The organism is Seonamhaeicola algicola (assembly GCF_007997385.1).
Lineage (GTDB): Bacteria > Bacteroidota > Bacteroidia > Flavobacteriales > Flavobacteriaceae > Seonamhaeicola > Seonamhaeicola algicola.
Window position 1 is genome coordinate 561,189 of the sequence record NZ_VOSC01000012.1, and the last position, 19,242, is coordinate 580,430.

General features: G+C 32.8%; 16 protein-coding genes. 3 read left to right on the top strand and 13 right to left on the bottom strand.

All coding sequences use genetic code 11. The annotated features are described in order from the left end of the window. Position 1: 1 nt before the first annotated feature. The 4 genes from recO to gdhA all read right to left on the bottom strand — a co-directional run bounded on the left by recO (position 2) and on the right by gdhA (position 5,653). Positions 2-721, bottom strand: coding sequence for a DNA repair protein RecO (recO, locus tag FUA26_RS04915; RefSeq protein ID WP_147132347.1), 720 nt, complete (start codon positions 719-721; stop codon positions 2-4). Continuing rightward, positions 721-3,054, bottom strand: a complete 2,334-nt coding sequence (gene porZ / locus FUA26_RS04920) for a type IX secretion system anionic LPS delivery protein PorZ (RefSeq protein WP_147132350.1) — start codon at positions 3,052-3,054, stop codon at positions 721-723. Before porZ ends, recO begins: the two co-directional genes overlap by 1 nt. A 79-nt stretch (positions 3,055-3,133) precedes the next feature. Beyond that, positions 3,134-4,174, bottom strand: coding sequence for an acyltransferase family protein (locus FUA26_RS04925; protein ID WP_186826858.1), 1,041 nt, complete (start codon positions 4,172-4,174; stop codon positions 3,134-3,136). A 135-nt stretch (positions 4,175-4,309) separates the two neighbouring features. Further along, positions 4,310-5,653, bottom strand: a complete 1,344-nt coding sequence (gdhA, locus tag FUA26_RS04930; protein ID WP_147132355.1) for an NADP-specific glutamate dehydrogenase — start codon at positions 5,651-5,653, stop codon at positions 4,310-4,312. A gap of 198 nt (positions 5,654-5,851) precedes the next feature. Here gdhA and FUA26_RS04935 point away from each other — a divergent pair, with 198 nt between their 5' ends. Beyond that, complete coding sequence (locus FUA26_RS04935) at positions 5,852-6,655, top strand: THC0290_0291 family protein (RefSeq protein ID WP_147132358.1); 804 nt, start codon at positions 5,852-5,854, stop codon at positions 6,653-6,655. Positions 6,656-6,661: 6 nt separating this feature from the next. On the opposite strand, the gene FUA26_RS04940 is transcribed toward FUA26_RS04935, so the two are convergent. Continuing rightward, positions 6,662-7,123 carry a DinB family protein gene (locus tag FUA26_RS04940; RefSeq protein ID WP_147132360.1) on the bottom strand — a complete coding sequence of 154 codons (462 nt, stop codon included), beginning with the start codon at positions 7,121-7,123 and terminating at the stop codon, positions 6,662-6,664. A gap of 72 nt (positions 7,124-7,195) precedes the next feature. Between FUA26_RS04940 and FUA26_RS04945 the strand changes: the two genes are divergently transcribed. After that, a complete protein-coding gene (locus FUA26_RS04945) occupies positions 7,196-7,546 on the top strand; it encodes an arsenate reductase family protein (protein ID WP_147132363.1) in 351 nt (116 codons plus the stop codon). Here FUA26_RS04945 and FUA26_RS04950 read toward each other — a convergent pair whose 3' ends face one another. Genes FUA26_RS04950 through FUA26_RS04975 form a run of 6 tightly spaced genes read right to left on the bottom strand, consistent with a single transcriptional unit; the run spans position 7,547 to position 14,749 of the window. Continuing rightward, positions 7,547-8,347 carry an alpha/beta hydrolase gene (locus FUA26_RS04950; protein ID WP_147132366.1) on the bottom strand — a complete coding sequence of 267 codons (801 nt, stop codon included), beginning with the start codon at positions 8,345-8,347 and terminating at the stop codon, positions 7,547-7,549. Positions 8,348-8,349: 2 nt separating this feature from the next. Continuing rightward, on the bottom strand, positions 8,350-10,860 hold the full coding sequence (locus FUA26_RS04955; protein WP_147132368.1) for a glycoside hydrolase family 2 TIM barrel-domain containing protein: 2,511 nt from the start codon (positions 10,858-10,860) through the stop codon (positions 8,350-8,352). Between the two features lie 23 nt (positions 10,861-10,883). Further along, on the bottom strand, positions 10,884-12,005 hold the full coding sequence (locus FUA26_RS04960; RefSeq protein ID WP_147132371.1) for a zinc-binding dehydrogenase: 1,122 nt from the start codon (positions 12,003-12,005) through the stop codon (positions 10,884-10,886). 7 nt (positions 12,006-12,012) lie between these two features. After that, the gene (locus tag FUA26_RS04965; protein ID WP_147132374.1) at positions 12,013-13,257 is read right to left on the bottom strand and encodes an NAD(P)/FAD-dependent oxidoreductase; all 1,245 of its coding nucleotides are present in this window, start codon (positions 13,255-13,257) and stop codon (positions 12,013-12,015) included. Positions 13,258-13,262: 5 nt separating this feature from the next. Then, a complete protein-coding gene (locus FUA26_RS04970; RefSeq protein WP_147132376.1) occupies positions 13,263-13,571 on the bottom strand; it encodes a 2Fe-2S iron-sulfur cluster-binding protein in 309 nt (102 codons plus the stop codon). Between the two features lie 17 nt (positions 13,572-13,588). Next, positions 13,589-14,749 carry a cytochrome P450 gene (locus FUA26_RS04975; protein WP_147132379.1) on the bottom strand — a complete coding sequence of 387 codons (1,161 nt, stop codon included), beginning with the start codon at positions 14,747-14,749 and terminating at the stop codon, positions 13,589-13,591. A gap of 249 nt (positions 14,750-14,998) precedes the next feature. Here FUA26_RS04975 and FUA26_RS04980 point away from each other — a divergent pair, with 249 nt between their 5' ends. Beyond that, complete coding sequence (locus tag FUA26_RS04980; RefSeq protein WP_147132382.1) at positions 14,999-15,835, top strand: AraC family transcriptional regulator; 837 nt, start codon at positions 14,999-15,001, stop codon at positions 15,833-15,835. A gap of 75 nt (positions 15,836-15,910) precedes the next feature. Here the strand turns inward: FUA26_RS04980 and FUA26_RS04985 are convergent, their stop codons facing one another. Together FUA26_RS04985 and FUA26_RS04990 are read right to left on the bottom strand one after the other, a co-directional pair. After that, the gene (locus FUA26_RS04985; RefSeq protein ID WP_186826859.1) at positions 15,911-17,494 is read right to left on the bottom strand and encodes a hypothetical protein; all 1,584 of its coding nucleotides are present in this window, start codon (positions 17,492-17,494) and stop codon (positions 15,911-15,913) included. Between the two features lie 15 nt (positions 17,495-17,509). Next, complete coding sequence (locus tag FUA26_RS04990; RefSeq protein ID WP_147132387.1) at positions 17,510-19,240, bottom strand: RagB/SusD family nutrient uptake outer membrane protein; 1,731 nt, start codon at positions 19,238-19,240, stop codon at positions 17,510-17,512. Between the last annotated feature and the right edge of the window lie 2 nt (positions 19,241-19,242).

Here is a 19,242-nt window from a genome sequence, read left to right on the forward strand (position 1 = left end):
TTTATTTAAAAACTTGATTAAATATTTGTAAGGATTTTGGTTGTTTAAAATTGCCCAAATGTAGTTCAAAATAAAGCAAAATCATATTTAAAAACAATTGTCTTTGGTTGGCATTAATTTTAATTGAAGAAAGCGCATCAAATGTTGTGCCTAACAGCTGTTTTAAAAGTGTTAAATTATTACCCGAAATGCAATAATTGTTAATTTTTTTAGCACTAAAGCTTCCTTCATACAAATTAAAATAGGGTAGCTGTATGTTAACAGTATCTGGGTAAAAGCCCAAATACTTGGTTAGTTTTAATAAAAATAGTAAATGAAAGTTTGAAAATTGTGATTGCTCATCTAGCCATAATAAAGCTGTTTCAATGTAGCTGTAAAGGGTTTGGTTTTCTTCTTCTTCTTGTAAAACATTTGAAAGTACTTCAGCTAAAAACATTACTATTGCGCCTTTTACTACATTGGTGTGTAAACTACTGTACAAAACTTGTGGTTTTACATCTTTTATGGTGTGTAAAGTACGATTGTTTTTATGCTGAAAAGTGAGCTGTAGTTGCGATAATAGTTGAAAATAAGCTACTTTATTGTTGCCTTTTTTGCTTTTTAAAACGCTTTTTAGAATAAAGCTAACAATGCCTAATTGTGCAGTGTAACACTTTACAATAAGATCATAATCTTTATACTTTATTTTTGATAAAACAATAGCGTTTGTGGTAATTAGCATTATCTAACCAGCATTAGTTTTATAACTTTAGTTTCAAAGGTATCTAAATCTGATAGCATAATTAAATACACGCCCGATGCTACAAGGTTATTAGCAAGGTTTTTACCATTCCAATAGGCGGTGCCACCATCTATTTCTAAGTTATAACCACGATGCCTTTGGTTGATGTTAGATTGGGCTTCGGCAACTAAATTACCTTCAATATCGGTTATTTTAATGTTTACGTTTTCTGATATGTCTTTAATTTTTACCTTATCTGAAGTGATATTAAATCCTGGGCGTACAGGGTTTGGGTATGCGTAAGCGTTGTTTAAATCTTCAAACGGGCTAGAACCACCTGATTTAAATGACACTAAGCCACGGCTTGTAGCTATGTAAACAATGCCATTGGCACTATCTAATGAAATATCATTAATGGTGTTTGATGGTAATGGCGAGTTGGTTTTTGTGAAATGATAAATGGTGTTTTGGCCATCTTGCGAAAAGTAAAACAAGCCAGAATCTGCAGTACCAATCCATTTATTGTTAGATCCATCAACTTTTATATCCGTTATCAATTGCTGAAACAGAAGCTCTTTAGTAATGCCATCTTCTTCAATGATAATTTCTTCAACTTGTATGTTGTCATCATCAAAAAAACCAGCAGTGTTGTATAGCACGCGTAGGCCTCTATCTGTACCAATCCAAAGTTGGTTTCTTTTGTCTAGAGCAGAAGCGGTAACATTGTTGGAAGGCATATTTTTGTTTTCTCCCATTATACTTTTTATAACATGGTTGCCATTGTTTTCTTTAAAACCAATAATACCGTAGTTGTAGCTACCAAAAAATAAGTTATTATTGAGATCAAATTCTATATTAGAAAAGCCTATATTAGAAAATTTATCACCTATAAGAGAATTGAAATTAAATGATTGCCAATTGCCATTAGAAAATTTATTTAACGGGTTATCAACTCTTCCATTTGTTAGCCATAGGTTGCCTTCAGAATCAAAGTTTGATGTTAATGTTAAATGCCAATCATTAAGGAAAGGTACAATAGTACTATTATTTTGGTTATAAATTTTATTGATTTTATTTTCCTCAATTTCAATGAGTCCAGCCCAATAAGAGCTTATATAGACCTGATTTTTGTTATTTGGGTTTATAGTAATATGAGATAAAAATTGAGGCTCCTTAATTGTAGTATTTATAGAGTCGTATACAGTGTTTTGCCATTTTCCATTAGAGTATTTGCTAACCCCAGAAAATCTTCTCCCTCCATTCCAGTCATAACTTGTTCCATAACCACCAAAAACTACCCAAAGATCATTGTTTGAAAATTTAATTGAGAAAGGACTGTTAAGTAATGGCCCATCTGGATGAATTTCTTCAAATGTATTTGAGGTTGCAAAAGAGGTTTTTAAAACACCAAAATTAGAAGAACCTATGTAAATGTCATTATTTGTTACAGTAGCCGAAGTGTATGTTGTGTTAAAAGCTGTTTCAATGTTTACTTGTGATAAAGCATTAAAATTTTCATCATAAACAAACACATTGTTTGGTGTTGTTACAACTAGGCTAGAACTGAATTTTAAATCTGTAGGCGTGTTATTATACGTAGCGCGTTCAATTAGCCCATCATTAATTATTTCATAGATTTTTCTGTTAGATCCAATAGTATAAAGCTTGGAGTTTGTGTTTTCAATAAATAAATAAGAACCCGATATAATTGTTTGCCAATTTTGAAAGTTTATGAGGTTTGGGCTAGTTACATTGGCCTTTTTTATACCATTATTACCAGCGCAAGCCGCATAAATAGAATTATTGTAAACAGAAGTACCATTAACGGCAATTTGGCTTCCGTTTGCACCAATAAAATAGGTGTCTCCAAACTCTAACCGTTCTAGGTTAAAAACTGAAATACCATAATTTGTGGCTATATAAAGTAAATTATTGTATTCATTGAAGTGATTTATTTTTTTTTGTGTAGGCGGAATGGTTGTTTTTTCTAAAATATCAACAACAGAAAGTACATCACTTCCATTAAAAAAAACAATTTCAATTAAACCATTTTCATATCCAATTATAAGCAAGTCATAAACGTCACTGTAATGAATGGTAGAAATGGGTTCGCCTGATAAGCCATTAATAGTTGTATATTCCTCTATAACGTTGGTTTGAACATCTAAACTAAAAATTGCGTTATCTGACACAGCAAATATTTTGTTTTCAGCTTCAATAATGTCTTTAATGTTAAAATAAGAAAAGTGTCCAGTCCATTCACTAGAATAATCCTGAGCAATAAGTCTCACAGGAAACACTATAACTAGTATAATAATTAGCTTTTTAAGCATGCTGTTTAATTTAACTTCAAAACTATTAATTTATAAACGAAATAAATAAACAAATAATATTAAACTGAAAAGTAAAGTGTTATTTGGAAGTGTTAAAAAGGTTTTTGTGTCTAGATTTTCGGCTATCAGATAAGTTAGGTAGTTCAATAAAATACCATGATATTACTGATAGTATTAAAGTTATAGTTAACGTAATGAAACTTGCCACATATGGGTTTAGATTATTGAACAAACCTAAATAAACAAATGTTTGTATTAAAGGAAAATGATATATATAAATACCATATGTAAAATCACCGTACTTTCCAAAATTGTTTAAGAATTTAAAGTTATAGGCTATATAAAATATCATAAAGCCGAAAGTAGCAGGCTTTAAGAGGTATGTTTCAAAGTAAACATATTCTAAAATAAATAAAAACAAACAGGGTACAATAATATGGTGTTTCCATTTGTTAAAAAATGAAAATTTGTGATATAACATTATGCCTGTTACAAAAAATGCTAAAGCTCCTGGTAACTGTTTAGCTATTCTATACATGTTAATGTTAACAAAATAACTAAAATATACTACTGATACTATAAATATGATACTAGATAAAACGTAAATATTAATTCTTTTTTTATTTATCAACCAATAAAATAGAGGGATTAACAGGTAGAAAGCTTCTTCTATTTTAATAGTCCAAAGAGCACCATTAACAGCGCATATAATATTATTTTGAAACACCCCAGGTAAGCAAGGTTCAATGTAATTTTGAAAACTTAAATTTGCTAATAAATACGTGTAAAATTGTGGGTTTGTAAAATATGAAGAAGTGCTCATTGAAGAGATTAAACTAAAGCAAAGTGCACTTAAAATGATAACAACAGCATAAGCGGGCACAATTCTTTTAATTCTTCGTAATATATACTGTTTTGTTGAAGTTGTGTTTTGATAACTTTTAGCAATTAAAAACCCACTAATTATAAAAAAACCATCAATAGCTAAACGTGTGTTAAATATTGATGAGAAAATCTTTAATTCATTAACATTACTTAATTCAATTAAATGTGATAAAGCCACAGTTGTGGCAAAAACAACTCTTAAAAAATCAAAATTATTAACGTTAATTTTATTCAAAAAAATACTTTTTATAGAAATCAAAGATATTTATTTAACAAACGATTTTGAACTTTAAAGTGATATAAATTAAATAAAAAAACGCTTCTTTTTTAAGAAGCGTTTTTTTAAAACTTAAAATAATCTATTTGTATATTAAACTATACCTTGTGCAAGCATAGCATCTGCAACTTTAACAAAACCAGCAATATTAGCGCCTTTTACGTAATCTATATAGCCGTTCTCATCTTTACCATACTCAATACAAGCATCATGAATGTTAGACATGATATCTTTTAATTTATTATCAACCTCTTCGCGTGTCCATTTATATCGTAAAGAGTTTTGTGTCATTTCTAAACCTGAAGTTGCAACACCTCCTGCATTTGATGCTTTACCGGGTGCAAATAATATTTTAGCTTTATGAAAAGCAGCAATTGCTCCCTTTGTAGAGGGCATATTAGCACCTTCGCTTACACAAATGCAACCGTTTTGTAGTAGCAATTTAGCGTCTTTTTCATTTAACTCATTTTGTGTAGCGCATGGTAAGGCTATGTGGCATGTAACTTCCCAAGGTGTTTTGCCTTTTACAAATTTAGCGTTAGGATATTTTTCTAGATATTCATGAATTCTACCGCGTTTTTCATTTTTTAAATGCATAACAAATTTTAGTTTATCAGCATCAATTCCTTCTTCATCATAAATGTAGCCTGAAGAGTCTGATAGTGTTAAAACTTTTCCTCCAAGTTGCAATACTTTTTCGGCTGCAAACTGTGCTACGTTACCAGAACCAGAAATAACTACGTTTTTACCTTCAAAACTATCATTTTTTGTTTTTAGCATGTTTTCAGCAAAATAAACAGCACCGTAACCTGTAGCTTCAGGCCTAATTAATGAACCGCCCCAAGACATACCTTTACCTGTTAAAACACCAGTAAAACCATTACTAATTTTTTTATACATACCAAACAAGAAACCAATTTCTCTAGCGCCTACACCAATATCGCCCGCAGGAACATCAGTATTATGACCAATGTGTCTAAATAACTCATTCATAAAGGCGTGGCAAAAACGCATAATTTCATTATCGCTTTTTCCTTTAGGATCAAAATCGCTTCCACCTTTACCACCACCCATTGGTAGTGTAGTTAAGCTGTTTTTAAACACTTGCTCAAAGGCCAAAAACTTTAATATGCTTAGGTTTACGGTAGGGTGAAACCTAAGGCCACCTTTATATGGGCCAATGGCCGAATTCATTTGTATTCTATAACCTCTGTTAACTCTAATTTCTCCAGCATCATCAACCCAGCACACTCTAAAAGTGATAACGCGCTCGGGCTCTACCATTCTTAACAAGATATTTTTACCGTAGTAAATATCATGTTCAACTATATAAGGAATTACCGTTTCAGCAACTTCTTCAACGGCTTGTAAAAATTCAGGCTCGTGTGGGTTGCGTTGCTTAACTTGGTCTAAAAACTCATTAATAATACTTTTCATAAGCTTAAAATTGAACTATTTTAAAAAAAATATAATATATAGCTGCAAATATACGTTTTATGCAAAAATTACGCTTATTTTTTTTGAAATTCGTAACAAATATTTTTGTGTAACTGGTAAAATTTGTAAATATTTGAATGTTAATTGAGTTTTTATATATTTGTTATAATAAATGCCCTCAAAAAAAGAAACCTTATTATGCTTAACTTTAAACATTTAGCGTCAGCTTTTTGCTTGTTTTTTATTTTTGAAACGGCAAGTGGTCAACTAGGTTTCTCACATGAGTTAGGGGTTATTGCAGGTCCTGTGCAGTTTAGATCTGATTACGGAAATAGAAACGAATCTGAAACAAATTTTGGTAATAGTGGCATAGGTATTGGTGTTGTGCATTATTTAAACTTTTCTTATAGCGCAGATTGTAGTTGTTATACCACAGATACTTACTTTAATGATCATTTTAAATTAAGAAACGAAATTTCGTGGAATAAAACGAAATTAGAACATTTAGGTGAATGGGTAGACCCAAGTAAAAATTCACCTGAAGCCAATCAATTACGTGGTCATACAGGTTACGCTAAAAACTTAGATATTGGTACACAGTTAGAGTTTTTTCCAAGAAGTATAAGGTCTTTTCAGTCTTTTGGGTATAGGGTAGCTCCTTTTGCAAGTTTAGGTGTGCATTATACATACTACACGCCTGAGGTTACAACTACCTATGCTAACCCAAACCCTGATGCTATAGGTGATGTAACAGATCCTACAAATTTTTACTCTGCTTGGGCTCCTGGTTCTGTAGATGCTTCTCCAGGAAGTGCTTGGTCTATGGTTACCAGTGTTGGGTTTAGATATAAATTGGGTAAGTTATCTGATTTAATGCTAGATTTAAGATGGCAATACTATTTTGATGATTGGGTTGATGGTTTAAATCATCAATTAAGTTACAATAAGTACAATGATTGGCTTGTGTGGCTAAACGTTGGTTACATTTATTATCTAGACTAAATTTTATTATTTAACTAGTTTTAGTAAAGCCATAACTACACCAAGGTGAATACCTTCATGTAATAGCACAAAATTTAAAGCATCTTCAACAGTTTTTAAAGTATTTCCTGTTGTAGAAACAGTATATTCAGTATAATTTTTAAATAATCCAGTTTTATAGTTTTCTTCAGATTTTTTTATAGAACTAATAACTAAATCTTTAATTACTTCAATTTCTTGTTGTGAAACATTACCTGTTGGTTTTGTGCCTTTTTTAAAGGCATTAATTAAATCATCAGAAACAGTTACAGGTAAGCCAGATAGCTTGTTAATTAATAACTGCTCAGAAACTACAAGGTGAGCAATATTCCAAATAATATTATTATTAAAACCTTTAGGTATTGTGTTTAATTGTGTTTCAGAAGCGTTATCTAAAATTTGTTTTAGCGCTTTTCTTACGTTTAATAATACGTCAAATTGAAATTGCATGATATTTTTTTGGTAAATATAGTTTTAAATGAAATAAATGCCTGTATTTTTGTTGTAAATACTTCTTAATACATGAAAAAAGTATACTACTTAAAAACGTGTAATACTTGCACTAGAATTTTAAAAGAATTAAATCTATCGTCAGAGTTTATACTTCAAGATATTAAATCTGAACCAATAACTGTAGCACACTTAGAGGCTATGGAACAACTATCAGGCAGTTATGAAGCCTTATTTAGTAAACGTTCAAAGCTATACAAAGAAATGGGTTTAAAAGATCAAACATTAACTGAGCGCGATTTTAAAAACTACATTTTAGAGCATTACACTTTTTTAAGCAGACCCGTTTTTATTATTAATGACCAAATTTTTATTGGTAATTCAAAAAAGAATGTTGAAGCTGTAAAAGCGGCTTTAACGTAATTATTTGTACTTGTTGAAGAATTTTAAAGTTTTTTCAACATGTGTTATCCAATAAGGCCATTCATGTCCGCCATCAAATTCTTCATACTCATGCGCTATATTTAAGTCGTTAAGTTGTTTGTTAAGTAATCTATTTGGCTCAATGAGTTCATCTTTAACTCCGCAATCAAATCTTAACTTAGGTAAGTTGCTTTTGTTTAATTTAATACAATCAATTACATTGGGTAAGCTGGTATTATTGGTGTAAGCTTCTAAAGGTTCTTCAACAAATAAAGCCATTTGTTCTAGTTTAGTAATAGAACTATGCCCTGAAACAGCTTTAAATTTTTCAGGAAATTTAGCACCTAAACTTAGCGCACCATAACCACCCATTGAAAGCCCGCCAATACACGTTGAGGTTGATTTTTTTGCTTCAGGAATGTTTTCTTTTACAGCAGTTACTACATCATTCACAATCCAGTTATCAAAGTTTTTAGAGTGGTGTGAAAAATAGGCAGACCCATCGCCCCACAAACCGTCAGAAGGCATTGCAATAATAGCTGGTTCAATGGTTTTACTAGTTATAAGTTTTTCGGCGGCTTTATGTGCGCCACCTTTTAAAGCCCAAATCCATGCGCTACCATAAACACCGTGTAATAAAATATAAATAGGAAGGTTGTTTATACCTTTTTCAACTTTAGGTACATACAAACAAATATCTCCACGCCCCTGTAAGCTTGGTGTTTTTATGGTTAGAAAACGAAGTCCTTGAGATTCAAAAGGTACATCAGAAAGTTCTACAGTTTTAAAACTTGAAGCCATGTTTAGTTAACTTTTAATGATGAATTTGATGCTGTTAAATGTTTTGATTTTACTGCAATAGTTATATTTCCGGGGGTTGTTGATTTTACAAATATAACAGCTTGCCCATTGAATAATTTACGTTCAGGTTTTGATAAATTTTGAACATTAGTCGGGTCTCCATTACCAGAAGCTAAAAAATTAGCGGCGCCATTAACAGAAATACTCATATTTTCATTGTAGTTTACACACAAGTTGCCGTTTTTATCTAGTACTGAAATAACATAAACTCCAACTTCACCATTTTTTATAGTTGATAATTCGCTTTCAATTTTAATACTGCTTGCTTCTCCTGATGTAGTTCTTATGGTTTCATCTATTTTTTGTCCTTTTTTATTATATGCAACTATTTTTAGCTCTCCTGGTTCATAATTAACGTTTTCCCAAACAATAGCGTAAGCTTTTAATTGCGCCATAGAGGTGCCTCCAGAAGCTTCTTTATGTATGTTGTTAGCTAAAAATTCGGGTGTTTCATTATGTTCTTTAGTTTTAATGCCATAGCTTTTACCGTTTACAAACAATTCAGCTTTATCATAAGTTGTATAACATACTACAGGTAGAGTTTTGTTTTCCATTTCAGGTAAAGTCCAGTGAGGAAAAACATGTAAGACCTCTTTATTATTATTCCATTGGCTTTGGTATAAGTAAAACTTATCTTTTTCTAATCCAACTATATCAACAGGTGCAAAGTATGAGCTTCTTGATTTTGCTGTATGATAAGGCGATGGTTCTCCTAAATAATCATAACCTGTCCAAACAAATTCACCATAAACAAAATCGCTATATTCTTGAGCAGCAAACTCTTTAAAAGGAGCATAACCCCAAGGAACGTTAGTGTTTTCATAATTTCCAGGATGACCGTCTTTATAAAGTTTTACATTTGCTGATGCGCCTCTTTTATTTTGAACAGTATCAAAAACTACAGGAAATTTATAAGAGTTTCTGGTGCTTAAAGCACCACCGGTTTCACTAGCATAGAATTTTAAATTAGGATAATGTTCTCTAATTTTATGGTATATACCAGGTTTATAGTTAAAGCCAGCTACATCCACGGTTGAAGCCATACCGCTTTCTAAAGCATTGTTAGCTGAGTTAAACCCAGCAGTAGTTGCACGTGTTGTATCAATAGATTTTACAATATCATTTAAAAACTTTGTAATGTTGTTTGGGTCTTTTTGATATTGTTCCATGATTTCATTACCAATACTCCACATAATTATAGAAGGGTGATTTCGATCTCTTAAAATCATATCAGTTAAATCGGTTTTAGCCCAATTATCAAAATGTTTTGCATAACCGTTTAAGGTTTTACCAATTTGCCATTCATCAAAAGCTTCGTCAATTGCAAGAATTCCCATTTTATCACAAATATCTAAAGCTTCTGGAGCAGGAGGATTGTGAGAAAAGCGAATGGCATTTACACCCATTTCTTTCATTTTTTTCATTTGACGTACAAAAAGCTCAGGATAAAAGGCGGCTCCTACAGGCCCAAAATCATGGTGCATGTTTACACCTTTAAATTTAACTTTTTTATCATTTAAGTAAAAACCATCTAGATCAAAACGAATACTTCTAATACCAAATGGTGTATTATATGTGTCTATTTCTTTATCATCATCAAAAATTGTGGTTTTTAAGGTATATAAATTGGGGTTTTCAATACTCCAAAGTTGAGGTTTTGTAATGTTGAAATAATGACTTATTGTTTTTTCATTTTTAATTGAAACAATTTCGTTTTCTGAAACAATGAGCTTCCCTTCGGTATCAAAAATTTCATTTTTTACAGTATAATTACCGTTGCCAACCAACTCTACTTTTGCATTAATTAGAGCTTTTTTCTTTGTAATTTCAGGTGTTGTTACAAAAGTTCCCCATGTTTTAATGTGTGTATTATTGGTTTTAATTATAGATACTTTCCTGTATAAGCCAGCTCCGGGGTACCAGCGTGATTGACTATCAAAATTCTCTAATCTTACAGCTATTGAATTATCACCGGGCTTTAAGAACTTAGTTATATCAAAATAAAAAGAAATATACCCAAATGGACGCTCGCCCACATACTTGCCGTTTACATACACTTTAGAGTTGCTCATGGCACCATCAAACAGTAATTGTACTTTTTGTTTTATAGCTTTATCAGATATGTTGTAATTTGTTCTATACCATCCAATGCCAACATAAGGTAATGCGCCTGTTCTTCCTGTTCTATATCTAGGCTGTGTTTCTCCATCTTGAACCACCATAGTTAATTGTATGTCATGAGTGAAATCAAAATCTTCCTTCACAGCCCAATCATGCGGAATAGTTACAGTTTCCCAGTCTGTGTCATTAAAATTTTCTTGAAAAGCAGCACCATAATCATAGCTGCTAAATTTCCAATTTTTTAATAATTCAACAGTTCTAGACTGACTTTGAATTTGATAGACATAAAAAATTAATATAAACGAAAATAAATTTCGGGTGTGTTTAAGCATGGTTTTATTATTGTAGTTTAGTTTTAAAATGTGATAACACCTTTGGCGTTTCTACCTGCAAGCATATCATCAAATCCTTGTTGGAGGTCTTCAAGTTTATAGGTGCGCGTAATCATTTCTTCTAATATTAAATCGCCTTTTTCATATAAGGCTTCAAATTTTGGGAAGTCAATATCTGGTTTTGCTCCGCCATATAGTGGATTAATATATATTTTGTCCCATTCAAATAAACGCATATCAACAGTAATTTCTTCTTCAATACCACTTACTTGTACTGCAGTACCTGCATTACGTATCATGGCTAAAGGAGCTACTCCTAAAGCAGGAACTGCAGTACACTCAAAGGCATAATCTGCGCCTCTGCCATTGGTCATACCTTTTACAATTTGGGCTGTATTTAATAAACCTTTATCGTTTTTATCTGCTAAAATAACATCAGTTGCGCCAAATTGTTTTGCCATTTCAAGGCGTTGCTCGTTAATATCAACAGCAATAATTTTTGCAGCTCCCGATATTCTGGCAGCTTGTACTACATTTAAGCCAACACCGCCGGTACCTAAAACTACTACTGTACTTCCCCATTCGGGCTTTGCAGTATTAAATACTGAACCACACCCCGTCATTACACCACAACTTATGGTTGAGGCGGCTTCAAAAGATAATTTCTTAGAGTTTTTCTTCACAACTCCCGAAGATCTTACTAAAGCATATTCAGAGAATGTACCTAAATTAAATGAGCGCTCAATAGGTTTTTGGTTTAGTGTTGTTGATTCAAAAGTTGGGTGTCCTCCAGAAATTTTTCCTGCATGACTTGCCATAACTGGAGAGTTACACTCACAAATATTTTGGTTTCCTATTTGAGATTGAAAGCTATCATATTTTGGTGTTGCCCAGTTTAAAATTACTTCATCACCAACTGCAACTTTTGTTACATCTGGCCCAATAGCCTCAACAATTCCTGCGCCTTCATGCCCCATTACAATTGGCATTCCCCATGTTAATGAGTCATGATCTGTATGGCATATAGCTGCAGCTTTTATTTTTACTAATACTTCATCTTTGTGTGGTGGATGAATTTCAGTTTCTACAATGGAGAAAGTTCCATCACCAGGTGCAACTGCTGCTTTACATTTTATTGTACTCATAAATATTTTATATAAAATTATTTGGTTTAAAGGGAATTGTTATATCCTCTAACTTGCTTTTATTTATTTTTTGACCAGACTTAATGAATTTTGTACCTAACATATAGGCTTTAGGGTAATTTACAGCGTCAACTGCAAGTAATTTATCATCTTTAAAATACCAAGCTGAAAAACTATTTTGAGTTTCTTCTTTTCGTATAACTATTTGATTATAACCATTTGAAAGGCCTACCATTTGTAATTTCACATCAAATTGGTCAGACCAAAACCAGGGTATAGTGTTATATACAGTATGTGCCTCTCCACATATTGCTTTTGCGGCTGTTTTAGCTTGATCAACTGCGTTTTGTACAGATTCTAATCTTACATTAGTTTTATAATGTGGATTGTAATGATACGTACAATCTCCAATGGCGTAAATATGTGCATCATTGGTTCTTGCAGTTTTATCAACTTTAATACCATTTTCAATGGTTAAACCTGCTTCTTTAGCCAATTCAGTATTTACTTTTATGCCTACACCAACTACAATTAGGTCGGCCTGATATGTTGAGTTATCATTACAAACAACAGTATTATATGCACCATTGTTTTCAATTGAAACAACATTTTTACCTGTTAAAATATCAACACCTTTGCTTTTGTGTAGTTGTGTGAAAAATTTAGACATTACCGGTGCTGTAACTCTAGCTAAAATGCGCTCTTCACGTTCTAAAACAGTAACATTAGCTCCTAATTTTTTTAGTGAAGCAGCCGTTTCTAAACCTATATAACCACCACCAATAACAACTACACGTTTTTGTTGTGAAGTGTTAAAAGCATTTCTAATATTAACAGCATCTGCAGCAGTTCGCATTGGGAACAGATTTTTGGCTGTATCAATACCTTTTATTGGCGGAATAAAAGGGCGTGCGCCAGTTGCAATAACAAGCTTGTCATACTTTTGAACCGTGTTATCACTTAGGTTAACTAATTTTTTGTTTCTGTTAATGCTTTTTACAGCAACACCAAGTTTTAAAGTAATGTTGTCATCTTTATAATTTTCTTTTGGAAATAATAAACTTTGCGATGTACTATCTTCACTTGTTAAATAAGCTTTTGATAATGGCGGGCGATGATACGGAAATTCTGTATCAATATCATATAAAATTATAGCGCCTACCCAACCTTCTTTTCTTAATGCAAATGCCAAATTTACACCAGCATGACTAGCACCAATAACTACACAAACCTGTTCTTTGGTTAAAGACATATGTTTTATTTAGCAACTTTTAAAATGAGGCCGTCTGGTACTTCATTTACTTGAAGTTGGCATGCTAATCTGCTATAATCACTTACGTTATCATCAAATTCAAGCATGTCACTTTCAAGTTCGCTTGGTGCGCCAACGGCACCCCAAAATGCTTCGTTTACATGTACGTGGCATGTAGCGCAAGAGCAAACACCTCCGCAATCACCATCAATACCTTTTACTTTGTTTTTTACAGCTAATTCCATAACGTTGCCTGTAGTGCCTTCTGCAACTATAGTTTCGTTATCACTTGTTATAAATGTTATTTTTGCCATTTTCTCTTTTTTTATTTTTATAGTTTGTTGAATGTAACGTGAATACTATCAAAGCCTACTTTACGTTTAAATTCATCTAAATCTTCAATGTTTTCTTTACATTTTATAATTTCCATGGTGCCTACTTTTTCGGCAAGTGTAGTTAATAGAATTTTCATTATTTGGCGGGCATGAGTAGCGCCTAAACAATTGTGTGTGCCAAAACCAAATGCTACGTGCGGATTTACTTTTCGGTCTAAAACCACATCATTAGCATTTTCAAATACACGTTCATCTCTGTTAGCCGATGCCCAACACATAGATATTCTGCTTTGTGCTTTTATGGCATGTTCGCAAACGTGTGTATTTTCGGTAACTACACGCCCCATTTGAGTTAATGGCGAAAAGTAACGTATTAACTCTTCAATGGCTGTGTTTAAAATTTCGGGTTCATCGCGTAAGCGTTGTAATGATTTTGGATGATCTGCAAAATAAGCAATAGCGTTGGTTACAGCATTAATTACCGTATCTCTTCCGCCAGCAAATGTTAAAATTAAAACACCTTTAACTTCTTCTTTGGTAAGTTTTTTACCATTAATTTCTGATGCTAGTAGCACTGAGTATAAGTCGTTGCCAGGGTTTTCAATGGCTTTATCAATTTGCGCATCAATATAATCATAAAGTATGTTGGCTTTGTCGCCATCTAAAGCAGTATCTTCACTTCTAAATACGTGTGTTCCCCATGAAATCCAAAGGTCTGATTCTTCAAAAGGAATATTTAAAAGTAGTGTTAAGGCTCTAGATTGTAATTTTAAAGCAAATTCTTCAACCACTTCTAAGGTGCCTTTGTTTAAAGCTTCATCAACTACATTATTTATAATTTGGGTAAGTTTGGCTTGGTAATTGGCCTCTAAAGGGCGCTTAAACCAAGGTTCAACTAAATCTCTATAGCTTTTATGTTCTGGCGGATCTACTTCAAATGGAATTTGGCGTGTGTTTCTAATATGAACTTCAGAAGGCACTACAATTCTGCCTACTTCATCGCCACCAGACTGGAAGGTTTTCCAGTTATGTGCACATTTTCTAACATCTTTATGGCCTAAAACCATAACTACAGGATCATTTTGGTCATCCATTTCGCCAAAACCTTTGCTTTCTCTGGCTTCTTTAAACGGATCTGAAAGTGTGCTTTTTTTCATTAGTCTTAATTTTATTTGGTTTGTTTTAAAAGTGTTTTGTGCTTAAAAATTAAAGCAAAACACATTTTATAGTTTACAAATATTATTATTAAAAACATATGATAATTATCTTATTTTGTTTAATAAGTAAACTATTTTGCGGTGTTTTATTGTTTTTATGCGTATTATTAACATAATAAATCATTTAAAGTGTATAATTGTACACTGTTTGTTTAGAATTGATGTATTTTGATCGGCTATTTTTAAGTTATGAAACCAGTTTTAGAACATATTAAATTAGGTGAAAAACGCTCTATATTAGCGTATAAATATAGTGGTGAAGATTTTGATGCGCCTTGGCATTTTCATCCGCAGCATGAACTAACGTTTATTACAAAAAGTACTGGCACGAAGTTTATTGGCGATTATGTGGGCTCATATCAACCTGGAGAATTGGTGCTTTTAAGATCATATTTGCCACATTGTTGGAAAAATTTACAGGAACAAAACGAAATGCCAGAGTCTATTGTAATACAATGGAACAAAGGTATTTATAATAGAGTGCCTGAATTAGAGGCTTTATTTAATATGTTAAGAGCAGCATCTAGAGGTATTTTATTTTCTAAAGACACAGTAAAAGCATTAAAGCCAAAAATTGAAGCATTATTACATTTAGAAGGGCAGGCACTTTATTTAAATTTGCTTGAGTTGTTATTGGCGCTTGCTGCATGTGATTTTACATATTTATCAAATGCTAGTTTTGAAGATGATATTCCTACAGAGTATGGTAGTAGAATGAGTAAAATTCATGATTTTATTGAAGCCAATTATCAACGTAAAATATTCTTAAAAGAATTAGCTGAGTTGGTAAGTATGTCTGAATATTCGTTTTCACGTTTTTTTAGTAAAATGATGGGCCGTCCATTTTTTACGTTTTTAAATGAATACCGTATAAATATAGCAAGCAGAATGTTAATTGATACCGATTGGTCTGTGGCGCAAATAGGGTATGCATGTGGTTATGAGTCTTTAACCTTTTTTCATAAACAATTTAAAAAAGTTAAACATGTTACCCCCAAAAAGTATAGGAGTAAGCACAAAGCATAATTAAAAAAGGAAGCTGATAAAGGCTTCCTTTTTTTTGAAAATCAAATCGCAATTTACAGCTTGTAAATTGTAAACTTATGGTCTGCTTGTTAATTTAAACAGTGTTAAGTCATCAATATAAAATTTAAGTCTATCTGTATTATCATTAACACCTCTTATCATGTAACTAACATCACCAGAAGCGGCAAATTGCACAACTGCAGATGAGTAGAACCACTGCCCAACAGGTGTGGTAGTAGTAAATGTAACGTTATCACCAATACCCCAATTTGTTCCAGGATTCCAGTACATTCTAATATTTGCTTCACCAGTTATATTACCTAAATCTTCAATATACACCCATACACCCATTTCATAATTTACACCAGATTCTACAAGAAATGTAATGTCTTCATTATCATTATTTCTATGGCCCATAATCATCCCTCCATTTGGTCTAAACTCAATATACATGCTTTTACTACCAGTGTGTGCTCTATCAAAAGAGAGGTTATAATCATATTCGCCCCATCTGCCGCCCCACCAAAGGTATGGCCAATTGCTATCTTCAGTTGTTTCAAATGAATAATCAATATCAGTTTCTTCAAGTACGTTAGTTTTAATAAAATCTGTTAAAACAGCACCTGTAATGGTTGTTGCCGCAACAGCATCCATGGTAGCTAGTGTTCCTGGAGTGTATGATATTTTTACAACATCATCATTATACATAATTTCATTTGCAAGTTCTACTTGTAAAATATTACCCTCGTTAGCATCAACAGTTACGCTAGCTATTTCAGGATTTATCACAGCGCCACCAGCCGTTTCAATAGCTACCGAGAAGTTGTTTTTATTAACGGTTTCTGGGTTCATTTCTCTACTAAACTCTAAACCTATGGTTGTTTGGTATTCTTTTTCAAAAACACGATCTAATGTTACGGGTTCTGTTGAAGGAATTACTTTAATAAAGTTTTTAAGTGATATGGTATCAGCATCACCGGGTCTGCTTCTAGAGGCTATGTATTGCAAATCCCATGAGCCTAATTTGCTAAATCTCATATCAACTTCGGTTTCTTCACTAGTTGTAATTGATGTTGGTTTTCCTCCTGCCGATGACCATACAATTTCATCGGGAGCACCAACAGCAGTGTATGTTAATCTTATAAATTCACTAGCTGTAATTTCATTTTCGGCATTGTCAGTCATTGTTAATTCATTGCCTGTAGAGCCATCGTCATTTATATAGTAAGCTTTAATGTTAGATTCTACCCAATCTAGTACGGTTACAACAATTGTTGTATCTAACTCTCGGGTTGTGTTTGGTACTGTGCTGTTTTCATTTGGGTACACATCGCCTTTAAAGGTTTGATTTAAAGTTACATTATAAACACCGGGTGTGTTAAAAATACCTTTAACAACATTTTTAGTTGAAGTATTACCATCTTCACCAGAAATACGAGATACATTTTCAGGAAATGTCCAAGTTCTACTTTGAACGCCTTGAGATAAATCGCCAAAATCAATATGACCTCCTGGGTTTATGGTGTTATCAAAATTCATTTCAGAAGTTACAATAACTCTGTGGTTGGGCTCTGTTGTGCTAATGGAATCGTCTTCAAAACAACTTACAGCAATGGTAGTTGTTAAGATTAACATGATTAATAATTTTATATTTTTCATAATTCAAACAATTTTTTAGTTATTCAAACCGTCATTGGTTTGTACTTCGCCATTTGGAATAGGGAAGTAGTTATGTTGCAATGGGTTGTAATTTTGAGATGCCAAGAAAAAATCTGGTCTTATTCTTTCATTTATAAATAGAGGTTCAACGCCACCATTACCAACTTGTAATACTGTGTCTTTGTTGTTTTCTCTCCAAATTTCATCGGCACGTAACTCATCAAAAACTTCTTTTACTATACCCCAGCGTACTAAATCTTTCCAACGGTGCCCTTCAAAACAAAGTTCTACGGTTCTTTCAACACGTTGTATATGGGTTAAAACAGTTTGAGCGTTAGCTGGTACTAATGGTTGTGTGCCGTGTACTTGTTTGCTAATATGTAATTGAGGAAACATACCGCCATTCATATCCATGTATTGTTGAAGTGTGTAAACACCAGCGCGTTTTCTAACCATATCAATATATTCAATGGCTGTTGCGTAATCTCCACTAGCATTAATAATAGCTTCAGCATACATTAATAATACATCGGCATATCTAATATGCCTAAAGTTAATACCAGATCTTGACAGTGCTGGTTCTGCAGGTAAATGATACCAGTTAGAGTGTTTTTTTACATAAGCACTTTGCCCAAAGCCCCAACCACGTGGTTCGCCTTGGGGAAGTTGATAGTATAAGCCTTCAAAATTACTTGGCGCTATGGTGGCATTCATTCTTCTAGATTCTAGGTTGCCATCATTAATAGGATTGTTTGGATCTACTTCATCATTTACCAACATTTCATGTAAGTTATATGATGGCAGCACAGTATTAAAAGCACCAAAGTTTAATTGTCCAACGGCGGTTGCCATGGCGGTAGATTCTGCACCTGATTCAAAAGCATTATCATCAACAACAGATCCAGGTACACCAGGTGCTATATCAAAAGAATAATTTACTTCAAAAATAGATTCTTCATTAAATTCATTTTCATGCCAAAAATTATCAGTAATGTCTCTTGTAAGCGCATATACATCAGAATCTATTACTTGTTTGAAAAGAGTTGCTGCTGTTGGCCAGTTTTCATCATATAAATGCACTTTACCTAATAATGACGTAGCGGCTCCCCAAGTTGCACGCCCAACATTTTTGTTATCCCAGGTTTGTGGAAGGTTTTCAATAGCAAATTGTAAATCTGGAATTATTATAGTTGTATTTACATCATCAATAGAAGAAAAAGGTTTGTTGAAGTCTTCAAGCCCTTCAGCAACTTCATTATGTATTACAGCACCACCATATGTGTGTGCTAATTGAAAGTAGAAAAACGCTCTTAAAAAACGCGCTTGCCCTTCAATTTCGGCTTTAGCGTTACCATTAAAAACTGTTGGGTCTGCTTGTTGTATAAACTGAATAACTTGGTTAGCCCTAAAAATACCTACGTATAATTGGTCCCATTTATCGGTAATGTGATAAATTCCATCATTATAAGTTAAATTTCTGAATGCATTTGGACGATACCAAGATTCTGTTCCGGCAATATCACCTAAAACAAACTCATATTGAAGTTCGCCACCGCTTACACTTGGAAATTGCAGCGCGCCGTAAACTGTTGTTAGGGCACTGTTAAATTGTTTTTCAGATTGCCAAAAGGTTTCTGTTGTAATGGCATTAGGGTTAATTTCCTCAAGAAAATTACTTTCATCGCAGCTTACAAATGCAAGCATACTTAAGAAAATTAAGCTTAAAATTTTATTATATATTTTCATAA